At 68.5% G+C, this 22,674-nt stretch carries 21 protein-coding genes; 12 read left to right on the forward strand and 9 right to left on the reverse strand.

Going from position 1 to position 22,674, the window contains the following annotated elements:
* Nucleotides 1-24: 24 nt before the first annotated feature.
* From QY917_RS14445 to QY917_RS14475, 7 genes are all read right to left on the reverse strand, one after another.
* Complete coding sequence (locus QY917_RS14445) at nt 25-894, reverse strand: CoA ester lyase (RefSeq protein ID WP_123675359.1); 870 nt, start codon at nt 892-894, stop codon at nt 25-27.
* Nucleotides 895-931: 37 nt separating this feature from the next.
* Nucleotides 932-1,309, reverse strand: coding sequence for a VOC family protein (locus QY917_RS14450; protein ID WP_123675358.1), 378 nt, complete (start codon nt 1,307-1,309; stop codon nt 932-934).
* 63 nt (nt 1,310-1,372) lie between these two features.
* A complete protein-coding gene (locus QY917_RS14455; protein ID WP_123675357.1) occupies nt 1,373-2,380 on the reverse strand; it encodes a tripartite tricarboxylate transporter substrate binding protein BugD in 1,008 nt (335 codons plus the stop codon).
* 88 nt (nt 2,381-2,468) lie between these two features.
* Complete coding sequence (locus QY917_RS14460; protein WP_123675356.1) at nt 2,469-3,833, reverse strand: MmgE/PrpD family protein; 1,365 nt, start codon at nt 3,831-3,833, stop codon at nt 2,469-2,471.
* Between the two features lie 50 nt (nt 3,834-3,883).
* Nucleotides 3,884-5,074 (reverse strand): CaiB/BaiF CoA-transferase family protein, encoded by a 1,191-nt coding sequence (locus tag QY917_RS14465; RefSeq protein WP_123675355.1) that lies wholly within the window; start codon nt 5,072-5,074, stop codon nt 3,884-3,886.
* A gap of 178 nt (nt 5,075-5,252) precedes the next feature.
* Entirely contained in the window at nt 5,253-6,413 is a 1,161-nt protein-coding gene (locus tag QY917_RS14470) for an acyl-CoA dehydrogenase family protein (protein ID WP_011803587.1), read from the reverse strand.
* Between the two features lie 71 nt (nt 6,414-6,484).
* The gene (locus QY917_RS14475; RefSeq protein WP_123675354.1) at nt 6,485-7,390 is read right to left on the reverse strand and encodes a MaoC family dehydratase N-terminal domain-containing protein; all 906 of its coding nucleotides are present in this window, start codon (nt 7,388-7,390) and stop codon (nt 6,485-6,487) included.
* Nucleotides 7,391-7,583: 193 nt separating this feature from the next.
* Between QY917_RS14475 and QY917_RS14480 the strand changes: the two genes are divergently transcribed.
* The 8 genes from QY917_RS14480 to QY917_RS14515 all read left to right on the forward strand — a co-directional run bounded on the left by QY917_RS14480 (nt 7,584) and on the right by QY917_RS14515 (nt 16,926).
* Nucleotides 7,584-8,501, forward strand: coding sequence for an SDR family NAD(P)-dependent oxidoreductase (locus QY917_RS14480; RefSeq protein WP_123675353.1), 918 nt, complete (start codon nt 7,584-7,586; stop codon nt 8,499-8,501).
* A 186-nt stretch (nt 8,502-8,687) separates the two neighbouring features.
* The gene (locus tag QY917_RS14485) at nt 8,688-9,581 is read left to right on the forward strand and encodes a MaoC family dehydratase (protein ID WP_123675352.1); all 894 of its coding nucleotides are present in this window, start codon (nt 8,688-8,690) and stop codon (nt 9,579-9,581) included.
* Nucleotides 9,582-9,659: 78 nt separating this feature from the next.
* On the forward strand, nt 9,660-10,454 hold the full coding sequence (locus QY917_RS14490) for an enoyl-CoA hydratase/isomerase family protein (RefSeq protein ID WP_123675351.1): 795 nt from the start codon (nt 9,660-9,662) through the stop codon (nt 10,452-10,454).
* 162 nt (nt 10,455-10,616) lie between these two features.
* A complete protein-coding gene (locus QY917_RS14495; protein ID WP_123675350.1) occupies nt 10,617-11,906 on the forward strand; it encodes an acetyl-CoA hydrolase/transferase family protein in 1,290 nt (429 codons plus the stop codon).
* A 66-nt stretch (nt 11,907-11,972) separates the two neighbouring features.
* Nucleotides 11,973-13,181, forward strand: a complete 1,209-nt coding sequence (locus QY917_RS14500) for an acetyl-CoA C-acetyltransferase (protein ID WP_103736890.1) — start codon at nt 11,973-11,975, stop codon at nt 13,179-13,181.
* 259 nt (nt 13,182-13,440) lie between these two features.
* Nucleotides 13,441-14,415 carry a tripartite tricarboxylate transporter substrate binding protein gene (locus QY917_RS14505; RefSeq protein WP_123675349.1) on the forward strand — a complete coding sequence of 325 codons (975 nt, stop codon included), beginning with the start codon at nt 13,441-13,443 and terminating at the stop codon, nt 14,413-14,415.
* Nucleotide 14,416: 1 nt separating this feature from the next.
* Nucleotides 14,417-15,931: a class I adenylate-forming enzyme family protein gene (locus tag QY917_RS14510; RefSeq protein ID WP_123675348.1), complete on the forward strand. Its 1,515-nt coding sequence runs from the start codon at nt 14,417-14,419 to the stop codon at nt 15,929-15,931.
* Between the two features lie 17 nt (nt 15,932-15,948).
* Nucleotides 15,949-16,926, forward strand: coding sequence for a tripartite tricarboxylate transporter substrate binding protein (locus tag QY917_RS14515; protein WP_047350167.1), 978 nt, complete (start codon nt 15,949-15,951; stop codon nt 16,924-16,926).
* A 185-nt stretch (nt 16,927-17,111) separates the two neighbouring features.
* Here QY917_RS14515 and QY917_RS14520 read toward each other — a convergent pair whose 3' ends face one another.
* Nucleotides 17,112-18,095 (reverse strand): DUF3644 domain-containing protein, encoded by a 984-nt coding sequence (locus QY917_RS14520; protein ID WP_123675347.1) that lies wholly within the window; start codon nt 18,093-18,095, stop codon nt 17,112-17,114.
* 373 nt (nt 18,096-18,468) lie between these two features.
* On the opposite strand from QY917_RS14520, the gene QY917_RS14525 reads away from it, so the two are divergent.
* The 4 genes from QY917_RS14525 to QY917_RS14540 are packed head-to-tail and all read left to right on the forward strand — an operon-like array spanning nt 18,469 to nt 21,660.
* Nucleotides 18,469-18,852: a Zn-ribbon domain-containing OB-fold protein gene (locus tag QY917_RS14525; protein WP_012655250.1), complete on the forward strand. Its 384-nt coding sequence runs from the start codon at nt 18,469-18,471 to the stop codon at nt 18,850-18,852.
* Entirely contained in the window at nt 18,849-20,057 is a 1,209-nt protein-coding gene (locus tag QY917_RS14530) for a thiolase (RefSeq protein WP_047350168.1), read from the forward strand. Before QY917_RS14525 ends, QY917_RS14530 begins: the two co-directional genes overlap by 4 nt.
* 26 nt (nt 20,058-20,083) lie before the next feature.
* Nucleotides 20,084-21,241: an acyl-CoA dehydrogenase family protein gene (locus tag QY917_RS14535; RefSeq protein WP_012655252.1), complete on the forward strand. Its 1,158-nt coding sequence runs from the start codon at nt 20,084-20,086 to the stop codon at nt 21,239-21,241.
* A complete protein-coding gene (locus QY917_RS14540; protein ID WP_123675346.1) occupies nt 21,238-21,660 on the forward strand; it encodes a PaaI family thioesterase in 423 nt (140 codons plus the stop codon). The genes QY917_RS14535 and QY917_RS14540 overlap by 4 nt, the downstream gene beginning before the upstream one ends.
* Nucleotides 21,661-21,754: 94 nt before the next feature.
* Here QY917_RS14540 and QY917_RS14545 read toward each other — a convergent pair whose 3' ends face one another.
* Nucleotides 21,755-22,669 (reverse strand): LysR substrate-binding domain-containing protein, encoded by a 915-nt coding sequence (locus tag QY917_RS14545; RefSeq protein WP_041838923.1) that lies wholly within the window; start codon nt 22,667-22,669, stop codon nt 21,755-21,757.
* Between the last annotated feature and the right edge of the window lie 5 nt (nt 22,670-22,674).

Consider the following 22,674-nt stretch of genomic DNA (forward strand, 5'->3'; position numbering starts at 1 on the left):
CAGGCACGAAACCGGAGCGGGCCTTCAGACCCTCGCCAGGCGCTGCAGCGCCCGTGCGTGGCGCAGCAAGGTCTGCTCGGCCTGCGCCAGGACCGGTGCATCGACCATGCGGCCGTCGAGCACGCACACGCCGCCACCCGCCTGCTCCAGCGCCTGCCGCACGCGCTGCGCGTAGGCCACGGCAGCCTCATCGGGGTCGAACGCGGCATGCAGCACTGGCACCTGCGCCGGGTGGATGCACAGCTTGCCGCCAAAGCCCATGCGCCGTGCGCGCTCGGCATCGCGGCCCATGCGCTCGGGGTTGCGCGTGTCCACCGTCACGCCGTCGATGGGCGCGGCCAGCCCCGCGCGGCGCGAGGCCAGCACCAGGGCCATGCGCACGGGCAGCAACTCCTGTTCGTCTTCGGCGCAGGCCATGCCTGCGTCCACCTGGAAGTCGAGATGCCCGAAGGCCAGTCGCGCTACCTGGGGCGCGGCAGCCAGCGCGTCGGCGGCCGCCAGGCCCGCCACGCTTTCCACCAGCGGCACCAGCGCAGCCTGCGGCCCGGCGGCCCGGGCCACGGCCTGCAGGGTCTGCGCGCGCTCGGCCTTGGGCACCACGGCGCCGGCCAAGCCCTGGGCGGTGAGTTGTGCCAACGCCTGCAGATCGGCCGCAAACCAGGGGGTTGCCTCGCTGTTGATGCGCACCAGCAGCCGTGCGCGCTGCGGGGCCGGCAGGGCGGCCAGCGCGTCGGCCAGGGCGGTGCGGGCGCGTTCTTTGTCGGCGGGGGCCACGGCGTCCTCCCAGTCGGCAATCACCAGGTCGGCGCCGCTGGCCAGGGCCTTGGGCAGCCGCTCAGGCTGGGTGGCGGGAACGAAGAGGAAGGAGCAGGCGTGGCGCACGGAGTCGGTCATGGGAAGCAGGGAAGCAGGGAGGCGGGAACAGCGCGGGTCAGGCGTATTCCGAGATTTCGATCAGGTTGTGGTCCGGGTCACGCACGTAGACCGAGAGGATGGGGCCGCGCGCGCCGGTGCGCGGCACCGGGCCGCATTCGATGGCAATGCCGTGCTCGGCCAGGCGCTGCTGCACCTGCGCCAGCGGGATGGACGCAATGAAGCACAAGTCCAGCGCGCCCGGCAGGGGGTGCAGGGCCTTGGGCTCGAACTCGCGGCCTTGGATGTGCAGGTTGATCTTCTGCCCGTTGAACACAAAGGCCTTGCGGCCTTCGCCAAAGGTCTGCAGCGCCATGCCCAGCACGGTGCAGTAGAAGTGCACGCACTGCGCCTCATGGGCGGTGGTGAGCACGAGGTGGTCCAGCCGGTCGATCATGGGGTGCCTTGTGGTGCAAGCGCCCCGGCCGGCAGCGTGCCAGCCGGGGCAAAACGGGCGAGATTACTCCGCGCTCACGCCGGCGGCCTTGATGACCTTGTCCCAGCGCGCCACCTCGGCTTCCAGGTGCTTGCGCAGGCCTTCGGGCGTGGCCTTCTCGGGTGAGACCAGGTCGGAGCTCAGCTCGGCGATGCGCTTTTTCACGTTCTCGTCCTTGATCGCCACGTTCAATGCCTTGTTGAGCTTCTCGATCACGTCCTTGGGCGTGCCCTTGGGGGCGTACATGCCGTGCCACACCTTCACGTCGAAGCCCTTGAGCCCCTGCTCGTCCAGCGTGGGAATGTTGGGCATGGATGCCAGGCGCTGCGGCGTGGTCACGCCGAACACCTTGGCGCGCTTGCCGTCCTGGATCACGGGTGCGGTCTGCGTGGTCTGGTCGCACAGCAGGTCCACCTGGCCGCCCATCAGGTCGTTCATGGCCGGGCCGGCGCCCTTGTAGGGCACGGTGGTCAGCTTCACGCCCACCTGGTGCATGAACAGCATGCCGCACAGCTGCGACACGGCACCCACGCCTGCGTTGGCCAGCGATACCTTGTCCTGGTTCTTCTTCACGTAGTCCAGCAGCTCGGGGAAGGTGTTGGCAGGGAAGTCCTTGCGCGACAGCAGCGTCATGGGCACATCCAGCACCTGCCCGATGTACTCGAAGTCCTTGAGCGGGTCATAGGGCAGCTTCTTGTACAGCGCCGGGGCCGTGGCCATGCCCATGTGATGGATCAGGATGGTGTATCCGTCGGGCTTGGAGCGCACGATGCGCGCGGGCGCCAGCGTGCCGCCCGCGCCCACGGTGTTCTCCACCACCACCGTCTGGCCCAGCGACTGGCCCATGGGCACGGCCAGCAGGCGCGCCACCACGTCGGTGGGGCCGCCGGCGCTGTAGGGCACGACCAGGGTGACGTTCTTTTCAGGCCAGGTGTTGGCGGCGGCAGGGCCGCCCAAGGCCAGCGCCGCGCAGGCTGCGGCGATGGCGCCGAAGGTGGTGCGTCGGGAAATCGGGATGAAGCGTGCGGTCATGCGTGTGTCTCCTTGTCGGTGGTGGTGAAGGGGGCGTCTTCTGCGCCCCTGGGGGGATCATGGGCCGCGGCGCAGGCGGGACCACTGGTCAGCCCAGCAGATGCTGCGTGCGCGGCCACTCCTGTACTTGCCACAGGTGCTGCACGGCCGCCCGGGCCTGCGCGTCGGACACCGCGCCGCCGTAGGCGGCCAGGCGCAGGGCCTTGGCCGTGAGTTCCTCGCGCGAGAGGGTGTTGCCGGGGTCCCCCTTGGGCTCTTCCACGCGCCCGGCCAGCGTGCGGCCGTCGGTCGTCTGCACGGTGACCTTGCCGATCCAGCGCTGCGGGTAAGCGGCGTCCACCTCGGGGTCCAGCACCATGCGCACCTTCTCGCGCAAGGTCACAGTGTCCGGGGCCAGGAACTGCTCGTCGAATTCGGTCAAACCCGCATGGCCAAAGCGTGCGGCCAATGCCAGCACCGTGCCCATGGAGAACTTGGACTGGTGCACCGTGGTGGGCGAGACCACCGGCCCCAGCACGTCGATGGCACCCTGGTGCACATGGCAGGTCACCTGTGCGATGTCGGCGGGCGCCAGGCCGTGCTCGCGCATCACCTGCTGCAGCGCGTCGGCCGCGGGGTGCGTGTGGCGGCACGAGGCATGCCACTTGAACGATGTCTCGGCCGTGGCCCAGCGGGTGCCCAGGCCCTCGGTGAGCTTGGCCGGGTTGGCATCGCTGGACATGCCCGCGGCCAGGCCCTGCGGGCCGGTAAAAATGTCCTGCGCGCCGGTGAAACCGTCCTGGGCCAGGTAGGCGGACATCAGGCCGGCCGCGGCGGCGTGGGCCGTGTGCAGCTGCTTGCTGTCGGCCGCGGTGCGCAAAAATTCCCACAGCCCCGCCGACTGCGTGCCGGCCGAGCCAAAGGCGTGCTGCATCTGCGCGGGCGTGAGATCCAGCAGGCGCCCCACGGCAGCGGCTGCCGCCAGCGTGCCGGCCGTGGCCGTGGTGTGGAACACCTTGTAGTGGCTGCGGCCCAAGAATTCGCCCACGCGGATGCCGACCTCATAGCCCGCCACGCAGGCCGCCATGAGCTGCGCGCCGCTGGCGCCGATGCTTTGCGCCACGGCCAGCGCGGGCGGAAAGACCACGGCCGCCGGGTGGAACACCGAGCCGTTGTGCACATCGTCCTGCTCGGCCACATGGCTGGCCGCGGCGTTGGCCAGCGCGGCCATCATGGGGCTGCTGGTGGCGCCGTGGCCGATCACCTCGGCCGGGCCGCTGGCAGGGCCTTGCGACAGGGCAAAGCGCGTGATGCTGGCCACGGGCCGCGCGCGGCAGCCGGCGAGCACGGAGCCGAACCAGTCCACCCACAGGTCTTCGGTGCGGCGCTGCACGGGTGCGGGCACGTCGCTCCACTGCAGCGTGGCGGCAAACTGGGCCAGGGGATGGATGGTGACTTGGGTTTCTTGCTTCATTTCGGGCTCCCGGGCAGGCGTATCAAGCGCTAGCAGCTATGGTTTTTGCGTCAAAGAGGTTGCGGGGCCTGCAGGGCGTCGATCTGCTCGGCGCTCCAGCCCAGCTCGGCCAGGATGGCGGCGTTGTGCTGGCCCACGGCGGGCACGGCATCCATGCGGTAATCGAACGCGCTGTTCACGCCGGGCGGCAGCAGCGCCGGGATGCGGCCCACGGGGGAATCCACGTCGCTCCAGCGCTGGCGTGCGGCCAGCTGCGGGTGCGCCCACAGGTCGGCCATGTCGTTCACGCGGGCGTTGGCGATGCCCGCCTGGTCCAGCCGCTCGACGACCTGGGCGGCGCTGAGCGTGGAGAACTCTTGCAGGATCAGCGCCTGCAGCGCGTCGCGGTGGGCGTTGCGCTGGGCGTTGGAACAGAAGCGCGCGTCTGTGGCCACCTCGGGGCGCTGCAGCACGGTGTCGCAAAAGGCCTTCCATTCGCGCTCGTTCTGCAGGCCCAGCATCACCGTCTTGCCATCGCCCGCCACGAACGGGCCATAGGGGTAGATGCTGGCGTGCGATGCGCCGGTGCGCGGCGGCGGTGGCGCGCCGTCGAAGGCGTAGTACATCGGATAGCCCATCCACTCGCCCATGGCTTCGAGCATGGACACGTCGATGTGGCTGCCCTCGCCCGTCTTGCCGCGCAGCAGCAGGGCCGACAGGATGTTGGTGTAGGCATACATGCCCGCGGCAATGTCGGCCACCGAGATGCCGGACTTGGATGGCGTCTCGGGCGTGCCCGTGACGGAGAGGAACCCCGCCTCGCTCTGGATCAGCAGGTCATAGGCCTTCTTGTCGCGGTACGGCCCGTCGGCGCCGTAGCCGCTGATGTCGCACACGATGAGCTTGGGGTTGTGCGCCTTGAGCGCTTCATACGACAGGCCCATGCGCGCGGCCGCGCCGGGCGCGAGGTTCTGCACCAACACGTCAGCGGTCTGGAGCAGTTGCAGCAGCGCGGCCTTGGCCTGCGGCTGTTTCACATCGAGCGCCAGGCTCTCCTTGCTGCGGTTGATCCAGGTGAAGTGCGACGACTGGCCCTTCACGCGCTGGTCGTAGCCGCGCGCGAAGTCGCCGCTGCCGGGGCGCTCCACCTTGATGACGCGCGCGCCCAGGTCGGCCAGCTGGCGCGTGCAGAACGGCGCGGCCACCGCGTGTTCCAGCGAGACGACGGTGATGCCGTCAAGGGGGCGGATGTTTGGATTCATATCTCAGGACTTCTATCGAGCGGTGGCGCTGCCCGCGACGTTCGAAACTGGCGCGACCCACACCAGCGGACGCCGAGCAAGGGCCGCCCCGCAGCGAGGGCGTCGTCCCCCTGCCCGCAGCGCGTAGCGCTGCGAGAGCGGGGGGAAGGCGCGAAGCGCCACAGGGGGGTGTCGCACGTCAGAACGAACGGGGCAAGCCCAGGATGTGCTCGGCCACGTAGCTGTAGATCATGTTGGTCGAAATCGGCGCCACCTGGTACAGGCGGGTTTCGCGGAATTTGCGCTCGATGTCGTATTCGCACGCGAAGCCAAAGCCGCCGTGGGTCTGCAGGCAGACGTTGGCCGCTTCCCAGCTGGCCTTGGCCGCCAGGTACTTGGCCATGTTGGCCTCGGCGCCCGCGTTCTGGTGGGCGTCAATCTTCTCGCAGGCCTTCCAGCGCATCAGGTTGGCGGCTTCCAGCTCGATGAAAGCGTCAGCAATCGGGAACTGCACGCCCTGGTTCTGGCCGATGGGGCGGTTGAACACCACGCGCTCCTTGGCGTATTTGCTGGCCCGGTCGATGAACCAGTAACCATCGCCAATACACTCGGCGGCGATCAGCGTGCGCTCGGCGTTCAGGCCGTCCAGCAGGGTCTTGAAGCCCTTGCCTTCTTCGCCCAGCAGCGCGTCCTCGGGGATCTCGAGGTTGTCGAAGAACAGTTCGTTGGTCTCGTGGTTGACCATGTTCAGGATGGGGCGCACGGTGAGGCCGTTGCCAATCGCCTGGTGCAGGTCGATCAAGAAGCACGACAGGCCGTCGGAGCGCTTTTTCACCTGATCGGCGGGCGTGGTGCGGGCCAGCAAAATCATCAGATCGCTGTGCTGGATGCGCGAGATCCAGACCTTCTGGCCGTTGATGACCCAGCGGCCGTCTTTCTTGACGGCGCTGGTCTTGAGCTTGGTGGTGTCGCTGCCCGTGGTGGGCTCGGTCACGCCCATGGACTGGATGCGCAGCTCGCCCGAGGCAATCTTGGGCAGGTATTTCTGCTTTTGCGCTTCGCTGCCGCTGCGCACGATGGCGTTCATCACGTACATCTGGCCGTGGCAGGCGCCGGAGTTGCCGCCGCTGCGGTTGATCTCTTCCATGATGACCGAGGCCTCGGCCATGGTCAGGCCCGAGCCGCCGTACTCCTGCGGGATCAGTGCGGCCATCCAGCCGGCCTGGGTCAGGGCGTCGACAAAGGCCTCGGGGTAGGCGCGGGCCTCATCGACCTTGCGGAAGTATTCGTCAGGGTACTGGGCACACAGAGCGCGCACGGCGTCGCGGATTTCCTGGTACTGGTCGGGCTGGTGGATCATGGTGGATTTCAAGTGTTTTTAGACTCTGGCGCGGATGCAGCAAGCGCCAGCGGCTATGGATTTAGTAGTGTTCAGACCAGCGTGGCCGTGCCCTGCATGGTCAGCCAGCCCTCGTGGTCCTGGGCCCACAGCTCCACGGTCTTGCCGTCGCTGGAGGGCCTGCCGTGCACGCTGAACGGGTGCAGGTCGAACGTCGGTCGCACGGCGCGGAAGTCGAACGTGAGCACCTGCGCACCGGGCAGGCTGCGGCGCAGCAGGTCCAGCAGCAGCGTGGCGATCAGCGGGCCGTGCACGATCAGGCCGGGGTAGCCCTCGACCTCGGTCACGTACTTGCGGTCGTAATGGATGCGGTGGCCGTTGAAGGTGAGCGCGGAGTAGCGAAACAGCAGCACGTCGTCGGGCACGATGGTGCGCGACCAGGCGGCCTGGCCCTCCAGCGGCGGCTTTTGCGGCGTGGGCGCCGGGTCGCCGGGCTGGGCGGCGCTGCGGTAGACGATGTCGTGCTCCTCGGTGAGCGCCAGGCCCTGCGCGTTGCGGTACTGGTGCTCCACCAGCACGAAGAGCAACTCACCCGAGCGCCCGGCCTTGTGCTTGACGGACTGGATGGTGGAGGTGCGCTGCACCTGTTGGCCCACCTGCAGCGGGTTGGCACCATCTCCCTGCATTTCCCAGCGCAGACGCCCGCCCGCCCACATGCGGCGCGGCAGCGGCACGGGCGGCAGAAACCCCCCGCGCTTGGGGTGCCCGTCCGGGCCGATCTCGCTCTGGCGCGCATGCGGCAGGAAGTACAGCCAGTGCCACAGCGGCGGCACGGTGGTGCCGGGAGCCGGCGCGGGGTCGTCGCGGTCCAGCGTGGCCGACAGCGCCGCGATGGGCGTGGCCGTGAGGGTGTCGCTCAGGGTTTCGCTTTGGCCCTGCCAGGTCTGCAGGTGCGCGAGCTGGGCGGTGTCGATGGTGGGTTCGGTCATGGTCGCCATCGTGCGGTCTGGCCGACACCCGCGCAATCCGCGTTTGTGAAAGCGCCTCTTCGTCGCCCATGAAGCCCCCGGGGTCTTCGCGCCGCTTTCATGGGGCCGAAGCCCGCCCTTGCGATTGCCGAATAGCGCGGGCGGCCCTTTGCCGTCATGCTCGCAGCCATTGATTTCCTATCGCAAACAAAGGACGACAGACATGGCGCAGAAGATGGTGCAGGACAAGGTGGTGGTGGTGACGGGGGCTGGCGGCGGCATCGGGCGCGACATGGCGCTGGCGCTGGCCGCCGCCGGGGCCAAGGTGGTGGTGAACGACATCGGCACCTCCACCACGGGCGAAGGCACCGACGCCGGCCCCGCGCAGAAGGTGGTCGAGGAGATCAAGGCCGCCGGCGGCCAGGCCGTGGCCAACATGGACAGCGTGGCCGAGGCCGCCGCGGCGGGCCGCATCATCCAGTGCGCGCTCGACCACTTCGGCCGCATCGACGGCGTGGTCAACAACGCGGGCATCCTGCGTGACCGGTTCTTCCACAAGATGAGCCTGGACGAGTGGGACGCCGTGCTCAAGGTGCACCTGTACGGCAGTTACTACATGAGCCGCGCGGCCGCCAGCCATTTCAAGGAGCAGGAGAGCGGCGCCTTCGTGCACATGACCTCCACCTCGGGCCTGATCGGCAACTTCGGCCAAGCCAACTACAGCGCGGCCAAACTGGGGCTGGTGGCGCTGTCCAAGTCGATCGCGCTGGACATGCAGAAGTTCCACGTGCGCTCCAACTGCATCGCGCCCTTTGCGTGGAGCCGCATGATCGGCTCGATCCCCACCGACACGCCCGAGCAGCAGGCGCGCGTGGCCAAGATCCAGCAGATGACGCCCAACAAGATCGCCCCGCTGGCTGTGTACCTGCTGTCGGACCAGGCCCAGGACGTGAACGCCCAGGTCTTCGCCGTGCGCAACAATGAAATCTTCCTGATGAGCCAGCCGCGCCCCCTGCGCTCGGTGCACCGCAGCGAAGGCTGGACGCCCGAGTTCATCGCCGAGCACGGCATGCCCGCGCTCAAGGCCTCGTTCGTGCCCATGGAGCGCTCGGGCGACGTGTTCTCCTGGGATCCTGTGTGACAGAGACAACCCCCTGAGGCGCTGCGCGCCTTCCCCCTTCTCTCGCAGCGCTGCGCGCTCCGGGAAGGGGGACGCAACCCTCGCTGCGGGGCGGCGCGCCGGCCCAGGCCCTTGCTCGGCTGCCCTGGTGTGGGGCGCGCCAGTTTCAAGCGATGCAGGTGACGCGCGGCGTCATGGAGGAACGAAATGGCTATTGACTACCAACACCTGAAAAGCCGGGTTTTCCCGCCGGTGCACCAGCACTACACCGAGCGCGACACCATGCTCTATGCGCTCAGCCTCGGGCTGGGCAACGATCCGCTGAACGCCGGCGCGCTGCCCTTCGTCTACGAGGGGCTGGAAGGCGGCCTGCGCGCCCTGCCGTCGCAGGCCGTGGTGCTGGGCTACCCGGGCTTCTGGGCGCGCGAGCCGGACACGGGCATCGACTGGGTCAAGCTTCTGCACGGCGAGCAGCGCATGCGCCTGCACCGCCCGCTGCCCGCGAGCTGCGAGGTCGTGGGCCACAACCGCATCACGCACCTGACCGACAAGGGCGAGGGCAAGGGCGCCATCATGGTGACCGAGCGGCGCCTGGAAACCGCCGCCGGCGAGCTGCTGGCCACCGTGCAGCAGGTGACCTTTCTGCGCGGGGATGGCGGCTACAGCCAGCAGGGCGGCGGCCAGCCCAGCGACGCACCGCTGCCCGCGCTGCAGCCCACGCCGCAGGACCGCGCGCCCGACTTCACCGACACCCAGCCCACCCGCCCCGAGGCGGCGCTGCTCTACCGCCTGATGGGCGACTACAACCCGCTGCACGCCGACCCGGCCGTGGCCGCCAAGGCGGGCTTCGAGCGCCCCATCCTCCACGGCCTGGCCAGCTATGGCCTGGTGGCGCACGCGGTGCTGCGCCAGTGCTGCGGCGGCGATCCCGCGCGCCTCAAGGCGCTGGACATCCGCTTTGCCGCCCCGGTGTACCCGGGCGAGACGTTGGTGACCGAGATCTGGCGCGTGCCCGGCCAACCGACGCAGGTGCAACTGCGCGCCCGTGTGCTCGAACGCGACAAGGTTGTGCTGAGCCACGGCTTCGCCGAACTGGCGTGAGCTATCAAAAAGTGAGCTGCCGGCGCTTCATAGGTAAGCGCTGTAGCTCGTTCTGAATCAAAAACCCTGGAGCACGCCATGAGCGCATCCCCCGTGTTGACCGCCGTGCAGGACGGCATCGGCACCATCACCCTGAACCGCCCCGAGGCACGCAACGCGCTCAACCAGGCCATGCGCCCGGCCCTGGCCGCCGCCATCGCGCAGATGCGCGACGACGCGCAGGTGCACGCGGTCATCCTCACCGGCGCGGGCGGCGCGTTCTGCTCGGGTGGCGACATCTCGGCCATGCTGGACACCAGCCGCACCGGCCTGGCCTTTCGCAAGGGCATGCGCGAGCTGCACCAGTGGTTCCCCGAACTCGTGAACCTGGAGAAGCCCGTGATCGCCGCGGTGGACGGCCCGGCCTTCGGCGCGGGCCTGAGCCTGGCGCTGGCGGCCGACTTCGTGCTGGCCACGCGCCGCGCCAAGTTCTGCGCGGTGTTCGGCCGCATCGGCCTGATCCCCGACCTGGGCGCGATGCACCTGCTGCCGCGCATCGTGGGCCAGCAAAAAGCCAAGGAGCTGGTCTTCACCGCGCGCACCGTCGATGCCGAAGAAGCCAAGCAACTGGGCATGGTGTTCGACATCGTGGACGACGCCGCGGCGCTGACCGAGGCCGCGCGGGCGCTGGCGCGGCGTTTTGGCGAGGCCTCCACGGCTGCCATCGGCATGGCCAAGACCATCATGAACCAGTCCTTCGAGAGCGACGCGCGCACCATCGCCGAGCTGGAGTCCTATGCGCAATCTGTGTGCCGTGGCTCCGACTACCACCAGGACGCGGTGCGACGCTTCAAGGACAAGCAGCCGCTGCGCTTCGACTGGGACAGGAAATGACTCCCCCTTGTGTCGCCTGCGGCGCCATCCCCCCAGGGGGACGACGCCAGTGGCCGGGCAAAGCCCGCTCCACGGCGTCCGCTGGCATGGCCTGCTCCGCGGCCATCGGACCGGTGCCGTCGCGCCAGTTTCATGGGTTGCGGGTGGCGCGCTGCGCCATGGATGACTGATATGAGCGCATTGGCCGAACGCTTGCAGGCACTGATCCGCCCCGGCGACACGCTGTGGTGGGGCCAGGCCACGGCCGAGCCGCTGACGCTCACACGCGCCGTGGTGCAGCATCGCCACGCGCTGGCGCAGGGCGGGCGGCTGCGCGTGTTCGTGGGCATCGGCGCGTCGGACACGCTGCAGCCCGGGCAGGCCGACGCCATCGATTTCTTCGGCTATGCCGCGGGCGGGCCGCATCGCGCCCTGGCCCAGGCCGGCGTGCTGGACATCCTGCCCAGCCACTATTCCCATCTGCCGGGCCTGATCCGCGCGGGGGTGCTGCCGGCCGACGTGGTGCTGCTGCAGGTGTCGCCGCCCGATACGCAGGGCCGCTACAGCCTGGGGCTGGTGCAGGAGTACCTGCCCGCCGCGATCGAGCGCGCGCGCGTGGTGATCGCCGAGGTGCACCCCGACGTGCCCTGGACGCACGGCGGGCTGCACCTGCAGGCCAGCGACTTCGCGCTGCTCATCGACGCCGAGCACCCGCCGCTGGATCAGAGCCGCAGCGCGCCCGGCCCGGTGGAGCAGGCCATTGCGCGCCATGTGGCGGGGTGGGTGGAAGACGGCGCCACGCTGCAGCTGGGCATCGGCAACCTGCCCGAGGCCGTGCTGGCCGCGCTGCACGGCCACCGCGACCTGGGCCTGCACAGCGGCGCGGTGGGCGACGGCATTGCCGCTCTGGCCGAAGCCGGCGTGCTCACCAACGCCAGGAAGAGTCTGGACACCGGCGTGGGCATTGGCGGCATCCTCATGGGTGGCGAGAAGCTGCGCCGCTGGGCGCACCGCAACCCACAGATCGTGCTGCGCGGCACCGACTACACGCACGACCCCGAGGTGCTGGCCACCAGCCACAAGCTCACCGCCATCAACGCGGCCATCGAGGTGGACCTCACCGGCCAGATCAACGCCGAGGTGGCTGCCGGCTGCTACGTGGGCGCCGTGGGCGGCGCGGTGGACTTCCTGCGCGGCGCGGCCCGCAGCAAAGGCGGCCTGCCCATCGTGGCGCTGCCCGCCACCGCCAAGGGCAAGACGCGCATCGTGGCGCAGCTCTCGGGCCCGGTGAGCACGCCGCGTAGCGACGCGGGTCTGATCGTCACCGAGCATGGCGTGGCCGACCTGCGCGGCCAGACGCTGTCGCGCCGCGTGCGCCGGCTGATCGACATTGCCGCCCCCGAACACCGCGCCGACCTGGAGCGCCAGGCCCACGACACGCTGCGCCGCTGTGGCGCGGTATTTCAAATTTGATAGCTATTAGCGCATGTCAGATAAGCGCTAGCGGCCATTTTCATTCATATTTCAAGGAGCAACACCATGCGCAGAGCCGCCATCGTCACCCCCGTCCGCACCCCCGTTGGCACCTTTGGCGGCAGCCTGCGGCCCGTGCCCGTCGAGGAGCTGGCCGCCACCACGGTGCGCGCCGTGGTCGAGAGAAGCGGCATCGACCCCGCACGCATCGACGACGTGGTGATGGCCCAGTCGTACGCCAACAGCGAGGTGCCCTGCGTGGGCCGCTGGGCCGCGCTGCAGGCGGGCCTGCCGGTGTCGGTGCCCGGCATGCAGTTGGACCGGCGCTGCGGCGGCGGCCTGCAGGCCATCGTCACCGCGTCGATGATGGTGCAGAGCGGCGCCGCCGACGTGGTGATCGCCGGCGGCGTGGAGAGCATGAGCAACATCGAGTACTACAGCACCGACATGCGCTGGGGCGCGCGCTCGGGCAACGTGCGCTTCTACGACCGCCTGGACCGCGGGCGCGAGCGCTCGCAGCCGGTGGAGCGCTTCGGCAAGATCAGCGGAATGATCGAGACGGCGGAGAACCTGGCGCGCGACTATGGCATCACGCGCGAGGAGGCCGACGCCTTCGCGCTGCGCAGCCACCAGCGCGCGGCGGCCGCCTGGGAGGCGGGCCGCTTTGCCGACGAAATCGTTCCCGTGCAGGTGCCGCAGCGCAAGGGCGAGCCGGTCACGTTTGCCCGCGATGAGGGCTTTCGCGCCGACGTCACGCCCGAGAGCCTGGCCAAGCTGCGCGTGCTGATGCCGAACGGCACCGTGACCGCCGGCAATGCCAGCCAGCAAAACGATGCCTCGGCCGCCTGCCTGATCGTGGCCGAGGACAAGCTGGCCGAGCTGGGCCTCACGCCCATGGCCACGCTGGTGGGCTGGGCCGCCGCGGGCTGCGAGCCCTCGCACATGGGCATCGGCCCGGTGCCGGCCGTGAAGAAGCTGCTCGCGCGGCTGAACCTGCGCATCGACGACATGGATCTGGTGGAGCTCAATGAGGCCTTCGCCTGCCAGGTGCTGGCCGTGCTCAAGGGCTGGGAATGGCAGGACCAGGATGCCATCGCGCACAAGCTCAACGTCAACGGCTCGGGCATCTCGCTGGGCCACCCCATCGGCGCCACGGGCGTGCGCATCCTGGCCACGCTGCTGCACGAGCTGCAGCGCCGCAAGGGCCGCTACGGCCTGGAGACCATGTGCATCGGCGGCGGCCAGGGCATCGCCGCAGTGTTCGAGCGCGTCTGACGCGCGGCCCTTCCACTGAGCGGCGGATCTGCGCCGCCGCAGACCGCCGCGTGTGACTGCGTGGCCTGGCGCCTTGCACGGCTGCGGTGCAAGGCCCGCGCCAGCGTGCGCGTTGTTGGCCTGGCCCTAAGGACACCTGAACCCCGGCTTTGGCAAAAGCAGATTCCCAGCGTGCGCACCGGGCCGCACCATTGCTGCCAACGCGCTGGCCCTCCGCCCCAGCGGTGCCCGCGTTACCTACAACATCAGGAGACACACCATGCCCGCTTCCCGTCGTCTAGCCACGGCCGCCCTGGCCCTGGCGCCTTTCGCCTTCGCTCTGCCTGCCGCCGCGCAGGACGGCCAGCCCGTGCGCCTCATCGTGGGCTATGCCGCGGGCGGCCCCGTGGACCAGGGGGCGCGCCTGTTCGCACCGGCGCTGTCCAAGGAACTGGGCATGCCGGTCATGGTGGAAAACAAGACCGGCGCCAACGCCACCATTGCCGGCAGCGAGGTCGTGCGCTCCAAGCCCGATGGCATGACGCTGTGGTTTGCCGCCAGCCCCACCATCACCATCAGCCCCAATGTGATGACCAAGATGCCGTTCGACCCGGCCAAGGACCTGACGCCTGTGGCGCCCATCCTGAGCTACTACAACGTGCTGGTGGTGAACAACAACGAGCCCTACAAGAGCGTGCGCGAGTTGGTGGCCACCGCCAAGTCCAATCCGGGCAAGCTGGCCTACGGCTCGGCCGGTGTGGGCGGATCCAACCATCTGGGCGCGCTGCTGTTCGCCAAGCGCAGCGGCATCGAGATGAACCACATCCCCTACAAGGGCAACGCCCCGGCGATGACGGACGTGATCGGCGGCCAGCTCAACATGATGCTGGACATCATCAGCACCGCCAGCGCCTACATCCACAGCGGCAAGGTGCGCGCCGTTGCCGTCACCTCGCCGCAGCGCAATGCCTCGCTGCCGGACGTGCCCACGTTCGCCGAGTCGGGCATCGACGGCCTCAAGGGCTTCGACGTGGGTGGTTGGTACGGCGTCTATGGTCCCAAGGGCATGTCGCCCGAGCTGGTGGCCAAGCTCAACAAGGCCGTCAATGCAGCGTTGCAGCAGCCCGAGCTGAAGAAGCGCTACAAGGAACTGGGCTACGACGAGTGGACCGGCGCGCCGCAGAAGCTGGCCGAGCGCGGCGCCCAGGAGCGCGCCATGTGGGCCACGGTGACCCACGGCATCACCGTGGATTGAGATGGCAGAGCGCATCCATCACCTGCTGGACCGCTGGCTGGCCGAGGCGCCCGCGCGGCCCTTCATTCATCTGCCGGACGGCCGCAGCCTGAGCTTTGCCGACCTGGGCGCGCTCACCGACACGGCCGAGGCCGAACTGGGGGCCCTGGATGTGCGCCCTGGCGACCGCGTGCTGGTGGTGGCCGAGAACTGCCCCGAGCATGCTGCGCTGATCCTGGCCTGCAGCCGCGTGGGCGCCTGGTCCTGCGGCGTGAACGCACGCATGGCGCCCGCCGAGATCGACGCCTTCGTCGGCAAGGCCGATGCGCGCGTGGTGTTCTTCACGGCTGCGGCATCGCGCAGCGCTGCCGCGCATGCCCAGCGCTTCGCGGCGGTCGATTCCGCGCTGCCGGGCATGCAGCACGGCGCGGTTCTCCAGGACGCGCAGCCCGAGGCAGGTGCGCTGCGCGATACGGTCGCCTCGCTGATTTTCACCTCGGGCACCACGGGCCAGCCCAAGGGCGTGATGCTCACGCACGATGCGCTGATCCACTTCGCGCGCGTGTCGGGGGCATCGCGTGCGCTGGGTCCGCAGGACCGCAGCTACGCCTTTGTGCCCATGACCCACATCTTCGGTCTGGGCACGGTGCTGATCAGCTCGCTGCTGGCCGGTGCGCAGCTCGTGATGCGTCCGCAGTTCGATCCCGACGACCTGCTGGATGCGCTGGTCCACCATGGCGTGTCGCAGCTGCAGGGGCCGCCCGCGCTGTTCTCGCGCCTGCTGGCGCATCTGCAGGAGCGCGGCATCCAGCGGCCCGAGGCGCCGGCGCTGCGCTACCTCTACACCGGGGCGGGCCCGCTCGACCTGGCGCTGAAGCAGCGCGTGGAGGCCGCCTTCGGCCAGGCGCTGCACCACGGCTACGGCCTGTCGGAATACGCGGGTTCGGTGCACCTCACGCGCCTGGGCGAGCAGCGGCCCGACACCAGTGCCGGCTACGCTGTGGCCGAGGCCGAGGTGCGTGTGACCGACCCGGCCACGGGCGAGCCGCTGCCGCTGGGCGAGCGCGGTGAGCTGTGGATCCGCGGCCGGGGGCTGATGCCCGGCTACTTCCGCGACCCCGCGGCCACGGCCGCGGTGATGCGCGAGGGCGGCTGGTACGCCAGCGGCGACCTGGGCGAGATGCATGCTGACGGCGCGCTGTTCGTCGTGGGGCGCCTGAAGGAAATGATCATCCGCTCGGGCTTCAACGTCTACCCGGCCGAGGTGGAGACCGCGCTCAACACCCACCCCAGCGTGCAGCGCTCGGCCGTGGTGGGCCGCACCGTGGAGGACGGCAACGAGGAGATCGTGGCCTTTGTGGAGTTGCGCCCCGGCGCCGCGCTGGATGCCGATGCCATGCAGTCCCATTTGCGCGAGCTGCTCGCGCCCTACAAGCGCCCGTCCCACATCGTCGCCCTGAGCGAACTGCCCACCAATACCAACGGCAAGGTGCTCAAGCGCACCCTGAAAGACCAGGCCTTGGGCCTGACCACCTGAACGATAGGAGACACACCATGCATTCCACCCCCTCCCGCCGCAACTTCATCGCCGGCAGCCTGCTTGCCGCCGCCCATCCGCTGGCGGCGCTCGCGGCCGACCCCTGGCCCAGCAAGCCCGTGCGCTTCATCGTGCCGTTCCCGCCCGGCGGCCCGGTGGACACCACCGCCCGCGTCTTCAGCCACAGGCTGTCCGAGATCTGGAAGACGCCCACCGTCATCGACAACCGCGCCGGCGCGGGCGGCGTGGTGGGCGCCACGGCCGCCGCCAAGGAGGCACCCGACGGTTACGGCCTCTTCGTGGGTGCCATCCACCACTCGGTCAACCCCTCGTTGATGGGCAAGCTGCCCTACGACATCGAGAAGGACTTCGCGCCCATCAGCTTTGCGGCCATGTTCCCCGTGTTCATCGTGGCGCACCCCTCGGTGCCGGCCAACACCATCCAGGAGCTGATCGCGCTGGCCAAGAAGGGCACGCCGCTGGCCTATGGCTCGTCGGGCAACGGGGGCGGCACGCACCTGGCGGGCGAGCTGTTCAACATGGAGGCGGGGACCAAGCTGCAGCACATTCCCTACAAGGGCAGCGCCCCCGCGATGAACGACCTGCTGGGCGGCCAGGTGCAGCTCATGTTCAGCGACGCACCCACGGCGCTGCAGCACATCAAGAGCGGCCGCGTGAAGGTGCTGGGCGTGGCCAGCCGCCAGCGCTCGGCCATGCTGCCCGACGTGCCCACGGGCGTGGAATCGGGTCTGCCGGGCTATGAGGCGTATTCGTGGGCCGCGCTGTTCGCGCCCGCCAAGACGCCCCAGGCCGTGCTGGACAAGATCAACGCCGACTTCAACACCGCGATGAAAGACCCCGCCGTGCGCCAGCGCCTGCTGGACGCCGGCGCCGAGGCCGATCCCGGCACGCAGGAGCAGATGCGCCAGCGTCTGCGCGGCGAGCTGGACAAGTGGGCCAAGGTCATCAAGACGGCGGGGATCACGCCGGGGTGATGGGGCTGCTTTGGGTTGATCGCAGGCACTGAAGTAGTAGAGCGGCTATCTGCTATCGACCTAAAGTAGCTATTGGCCTTGCTCCGAAGCAGCCAGCCCACGGTTGTGCGAGGCCGCCGCTATATCAACAAAGACCTTCGCTTAGAAGCAAACAGGCCGAGCAACAGCTGTCGTCGCCTAGCCGTCTACCTCTTCGTATAGTGCTGGTCGAAGACCTGCAGCACGTTGGCGTTGTAGAAGTCCTTCTTCGGACTCTTTGGATTGCCTGGATCCAGGTACCGCGCCTTGGTGTACTTGTTGTCCTTCATCAGAGGCAGTCGGACGTTGTGGAAGTCCTGATTTTGCTTGAAATTCGTGTAGCGGGCTCCGAGTCGTTTGCACAACTCGCCGTAGTCCCACGGGTACCGCTCGCGGATGTCCTGCTCTGAGAGCGTGACCTTCACTGCGTCGTCGTCCTTCGTCAGCATCACCTTGGAGGCGTTAGCCAGAACGCTCTTTTCTAGCTTGACCTGCATTCGGATGGCCACAGCGTAATTGCTGTCGCTATCTGCAACCTCCTGAGCCAAGTCTTTCAGATGTTCTATGAGACGCGTCTCGTCGGCTGACACTACCACCGCATTCACCTCCTGTGCAGGTGTCACAAAGGACAGTGGCAGCACAAGGTTCAGCATCCGCGAGAAGTCTCTGTCGAACCACGCCTTGGACAGCAGCACGAAGTTGCTCACGCTCGCCGCAGCCAGCTCCTGCGTCTGCCTGGCCAGCGTGGCGTTTGCCGTCACGAAATGCACGCTGTTGTCGCGGATGCTCTGCAGGGCATCCAAATTGGCACGCACGGGCGCCGGAAGTTGCGCAGCCGTGCCCTCAAGCTTGGTGATGCACGTACCCAGCGAGATAGACATGGGCAGCCCGGCCCGGTTCGTCTTCAGATAGACCTTCTTCGACGGCGCCCCGCTCTTGGTTGGCCGCGAATCGTAGACCCGGAGCGCTTTGACGGCGTTGCCCGCGTCTTTGAGTACCTTGGCCTTCAGCAGCAACTCCCACGCATTGAGCGCAAGGATTGCGAACGTCTCTTCCCGGTAGGCAAAGGCTGGCTTGTTGTACACCTCGACTGCAGCGGTGACAGCCGCTTGGGCTTTGTCAACGAACCGCTGGTGAAGCTGTGGGCGCATGGTTCCTTCCTCATCTTGCTGTTAGCTAGATTGTCCGCGCATTGATCTTGCCCCTGTATTCGCGGATACGGCCTATTCGCAATGTGCAGGGACAAACAGCACCCGCTACAGCTGCTTTCTTGAAGATCGATTGAGTGCCCGCGGTTCGATGGCTTCCTCATCCATCGGCCGCGCGTCCTCAGACACACGATTGAGGCGGGTGGCCTGCTTGGATGAAGGCGGGCCGTCGATGGTTTGACCGCTGCTATACACCCCTGAGTTGGGCACGCTAAAGGTGGTCTTAAAAAATGCCAAATTGAAGCGCACCGCCCTTGCAGGCATGCTGCATTCCACAAAACCATAGACCCCTCAAGAAGCCCGAGCCGAATACACCATGCACCTGAGCGCACAGACCCACTACCAGGCCGAGCTGGATGCCGGCCGCTTTTGCCTGCAGCACTGTCCGCAGTGCAAGAACCACGTATTCACGCCGCGCGAGCTGTGCCCGCATTGCGGCGCCAGCCCGCTGCGCTGGGTGCGCGCCAGCGGCCTGGGCACCGTGTATTCCGCCACCACCATCGCACGCAAGGCGGACGCGGGGGGCAACTACAACGTCGCGCTGATCGATCTGGATGAAGGCGTGCGCATGATGAGCCGCGTGGAGGGCGTGGCGCCCGAAGACGTGCGCATCGGCCAGCGGGTGCAGGCCCGCGTGGCGCAGAAGGACGGGCGTGGCCTGGTGCTGTTCCAGCCCGCAGCGCAAGGGGGTGCCGCATGAGCCGCGTTCCGCAATCCCCCCTGGACGCCGCCGCCGTGAACCGGCCGCTGCGCGGCCGCGCAGCCATCGTCGGCGCCGCCACCTACGGCTGCGGCGAGGCGCCCGGCATGGACGACATGACGCTGCTGGTGCGTGCAGCACACGCGGCCGTGGCCGACGCGGGGCTGACCATGCAGGACATCGACGGCCTGGCCACCTGCAGTGTGAACGCCAGCATGTGGACCATGCCGGTGATCGAACACCTCGGCATCAACCCGACCTATGTGGACGGCACGATGATCGGTGGCTCCAGCTTCATCGCCCACCTGCTGCCCGCCATCCGCGCGCTGGAGGCCGGGCAGTGCAAGGCCGTGCTGGTGTGCTACGGCAGCGCGCAGCGCTCGGCTACCTTCGGGCGCAAGGAAAGCGTGGCCGCACGCCGCTTCCTGGACCCGCAACCGTACGAATTCCCCTATGAGCCGGTGCTGCCCGTGTCCGCCTATGCGCTGGCCGCTGCGCGCCACATGCACGAATTCGGCACCACGCGCGAACAACTGGCCGAGGTGGCCGTGGCCGCACGCGCCTGGGCGCAGCAGAACCCCGAGGCGTTCATGCGCGACCCGCTCACCATCGAGGATGTGCTGGCGGCCCGGCCGATCGCCAGCCCGCTCACCGTGCGCGACTGCTGCCTGGTGACGGACGGTGGCGGCGCCCTGGTGCTCACCCGCGCCGAGCGCGCGCGCGACCTGCCCAACCCGCCCGTCTATGTGCTGGGCAATGCCACAGCGATCTGGAACCGCCAGATCTCCTGCATGCCCGACCTGACGACCACCGCGGCAGCGCAGTCGGGCGCCCAGGCCTTCGCGATGGCGGGTTTGCAGGCCAAAGACATGGACATGGCCCAGGTGTACGACGCCTTCACCATCAACACCCTGCTGTTCCTGGAAGACCTGGGCTTCTGTGCCAAGGGCGAGGGCGGCGCCTTCGTGCAGAACGGCGGCATCGCGCCCGGCGGGCGCCTGGCCGTGAACACCAACGGCGGCGGCCTGTCGTGCGTGCACCCAGGCATGTACGGCATCTTTGCGCTGATCGAGGCCGTGCGCCAGCTGCGTGGCGAGGCCGGCGCGCGCCAGCTATCGCGTCATGACACCGCCGTGGTGCATGGCAACGGCGGCACGCTGTCCAGCCAGTCCACCGCCGTGCTCGGCACCGCCGACACCCTCTGAACCCGCATACCGAAGAAAGAACCCTCATGATCCGCGACCCAGACATCCTGGAAGCCCTGCTCGACAGCGTGCGCCGCTTTGTGCGAGAACGCCTGGTGCCGGCCGAGAACGAAGTGGCCGAGACCGATGAAATCCCCGAGTCCATCGTGCAGGAGATGCGCGAACTGGGCCTGTTCGGCATGACCATTCCCGAGAAGTTCGGCGGCCTGGAGCTGACGATGGAGGAGGAGTGCCGCGTACTGTTCGAGCTGTGCCAGACGGCGCCGGCCTTCCGCTCGATCATCGGCACCACCGTGGGCATCGGCTCGCAGGGCATCCTGATGGATGGCACGCCCGAGCAGCAGGCCCAGTGGCTGCCCAAGCTGGCCACCGGCGAGGTCATCGCCTCGTTCGCGCTGACCGAACCCGAGGCGGGATCGGACGCCGCATCGCTGCGCACCACGGCCATCAAGGACGGCGACCACTACATCGTCAACGGCACCAAGCGCTACATCACCAATGCGCCGCACGCCGGCATGTTCACGCTGATGGCGCGCACCAACCCGGCCGACAAGGGCGCGGGCGGCGTGTCCTCGTTCATCGTGGACGCCAAGACGCCCGGCATCAGCTTTGGCAAGTACGACAAAAAGATGGGCCAGCGCGGCGCCCACACCTGCGACGTGATCTTCGACAACGTCAAGGTGCCGGCGGCCAACCTCATCGGCCTGCAGGAGGGCCGCGGCTTCAAGACCGCCATGAAGGTGCTGGAAAAGGGCCGCATCCACATCGCCGCGGTGGCGGTGGGCGTGGCCCAGCGCATCCTGCGCGACGCCCTCGCATATGCCCTGGAGCGCAAGCAGTTCGGCCAGCCCATCTGCGACTTCCAGCTGGTGCAGGCCATGCTGGCCGACAGCCAGGCCGAGCTGTACGCCGCAGAGTGCATGACCATCGACGCCGCGCGCCGCCGCGACGACGGGCACAACGTCTCCACCGAGGCCTCGTGCGCCAAGATGTTTGCCACCGAGATGTGCGGCCGCGTGGCCGACCGCGCGGTGCAGATCCTGGGCGGCGCAGGCTACATGGCCGAGTACGGCATCGAGCGCTTTTACCGCGACGTGCGCCTGTTCCGCCTGTACGAGGGCACGACGCAGATCCAGCAGATCATCATCGCGCGCAACATGGTGCGTGAGGCGCGCGCCGCATGAGCGGGGTGCCGCCGCTGGTGGACCGCAGCGCCTTCTTGCGCCTGATCGGCGCCGCGCAGGTGCCGGCGCCGCCGGGCAAGGTGCAGGTGCGCCTGCCGCACCTGCGCGAGGAACTGCTCAACCAGTTACCCGCTGCGCATGGCGGCGTGGTCATGGCGCTGCTGGATTCCGTGATGTCGCGCGCCGCGGGCGAGCTGCCCGAGGCGCCCTCGCAGACCGCGGTGACGGTGGAGATGAGCAGCCGCTTTCATCGCCCGGGGCGCGGCGCGCTGCTGGCCGAAGGCTGGGTGGTGCATGCCACGCGCAGCCTGTGCAGTTGCGCGGGCCAGCTGCTGGACGAGGACGGCCGGCTCGTGGCCACCGCACACGGCACCTTCAAGTACTGGCTGGCGCCGACCACGCTTGATTCAAAAAAGTGAGTTGCTAGCGCTTTTCTGGCAAGGGCTAGAGGCCAATTTCACTCAAAGATCGCGCGGGCCGCTGCCGCTGCCGCTGTCGCTGCCGCTGCCGCGGTCACTCCAGCTGCAGCCGCCCCTGCGCATCGGCCACCAGCAGGTCCACCAGTTCCTGCGCAAAGCTGGGCAGGGCCTCCATGCTGCGCACGCAGATCTGCATCTCGCGCACCGACCAGGCGTCCGACAGCGGCACGATGGCGATGTCCATGGCCTGCGCATGGCGGCTGGCGGCGGACTCGGGCAGCACGCCCACGCCCACGCCGGCCTCGATCATGCGGCAGGCCGTCTCGAAGTTGCCGACCTGGATGCGCAGCTTGATCGGACGGTGCAGCTGGTCGCTGGCGTGGCGCAGGAAGGCATGGATGGCGCTGGATTCGTGCAGCCCCACGTAGTCCAGCTCCAGCGTGTCGGCAAAGTCGATCTGCATCTCGCCGTCGAGGGCATGGCCCTTGGGGACCACCAACACCAGCCGGTCGCGGCGGTAGGGTAGGGTCTCCAGGTTCTCGGTGCGCACCAGGCCGGCGACGATGCCGATGTCGGTCTGCCCCTCGGTCACGGCGCGCACGATGTCGTGCGACAGGCGCTCGCGCAGGTCGATGTTCACGTCGGGGTTGCGGCGCAGGAAGTGCCGCAGCACCGGCGGCAGGAATTCGCCCAGAGAGGTGGTGTTGGCGAACACGCGCACATGGCCCTTGATGCCGCGCACGTATTCCTGCATGTCGCCGCGCAGGTGTTCGATCTGCCCGAGCACCATGCGCGCGTGGGACACGAAGGCCTGGCCCGGCGGCGTGAGCGTCACGCCCTGGCTGGTGCGGTACAGCAGCTTGGTGCCGATGCTTTCTTCCAGGTTCTTGATGCGCGTGCTGGCCGCCGGCAGGGAGATGAAGGAGAGTTCCGCGCCGCGCGTCATGCTGTTGGCGTCGGCGATGTGCACCATCAGGCGCAGATCCACAAGATCGAAATGCATGGCCATGGCCG

The sequence above is a fragment of the Diaphorobacter sp. C33 genome, assembly GCF_030503915.1.
Lineage (GTDB): Bacteria > Pseudomonadota > Gammaproteobacteria > Burkholderiales > Burkholderiaceae_C > Diaphorobacter > Diaphorobacter nitroreducens.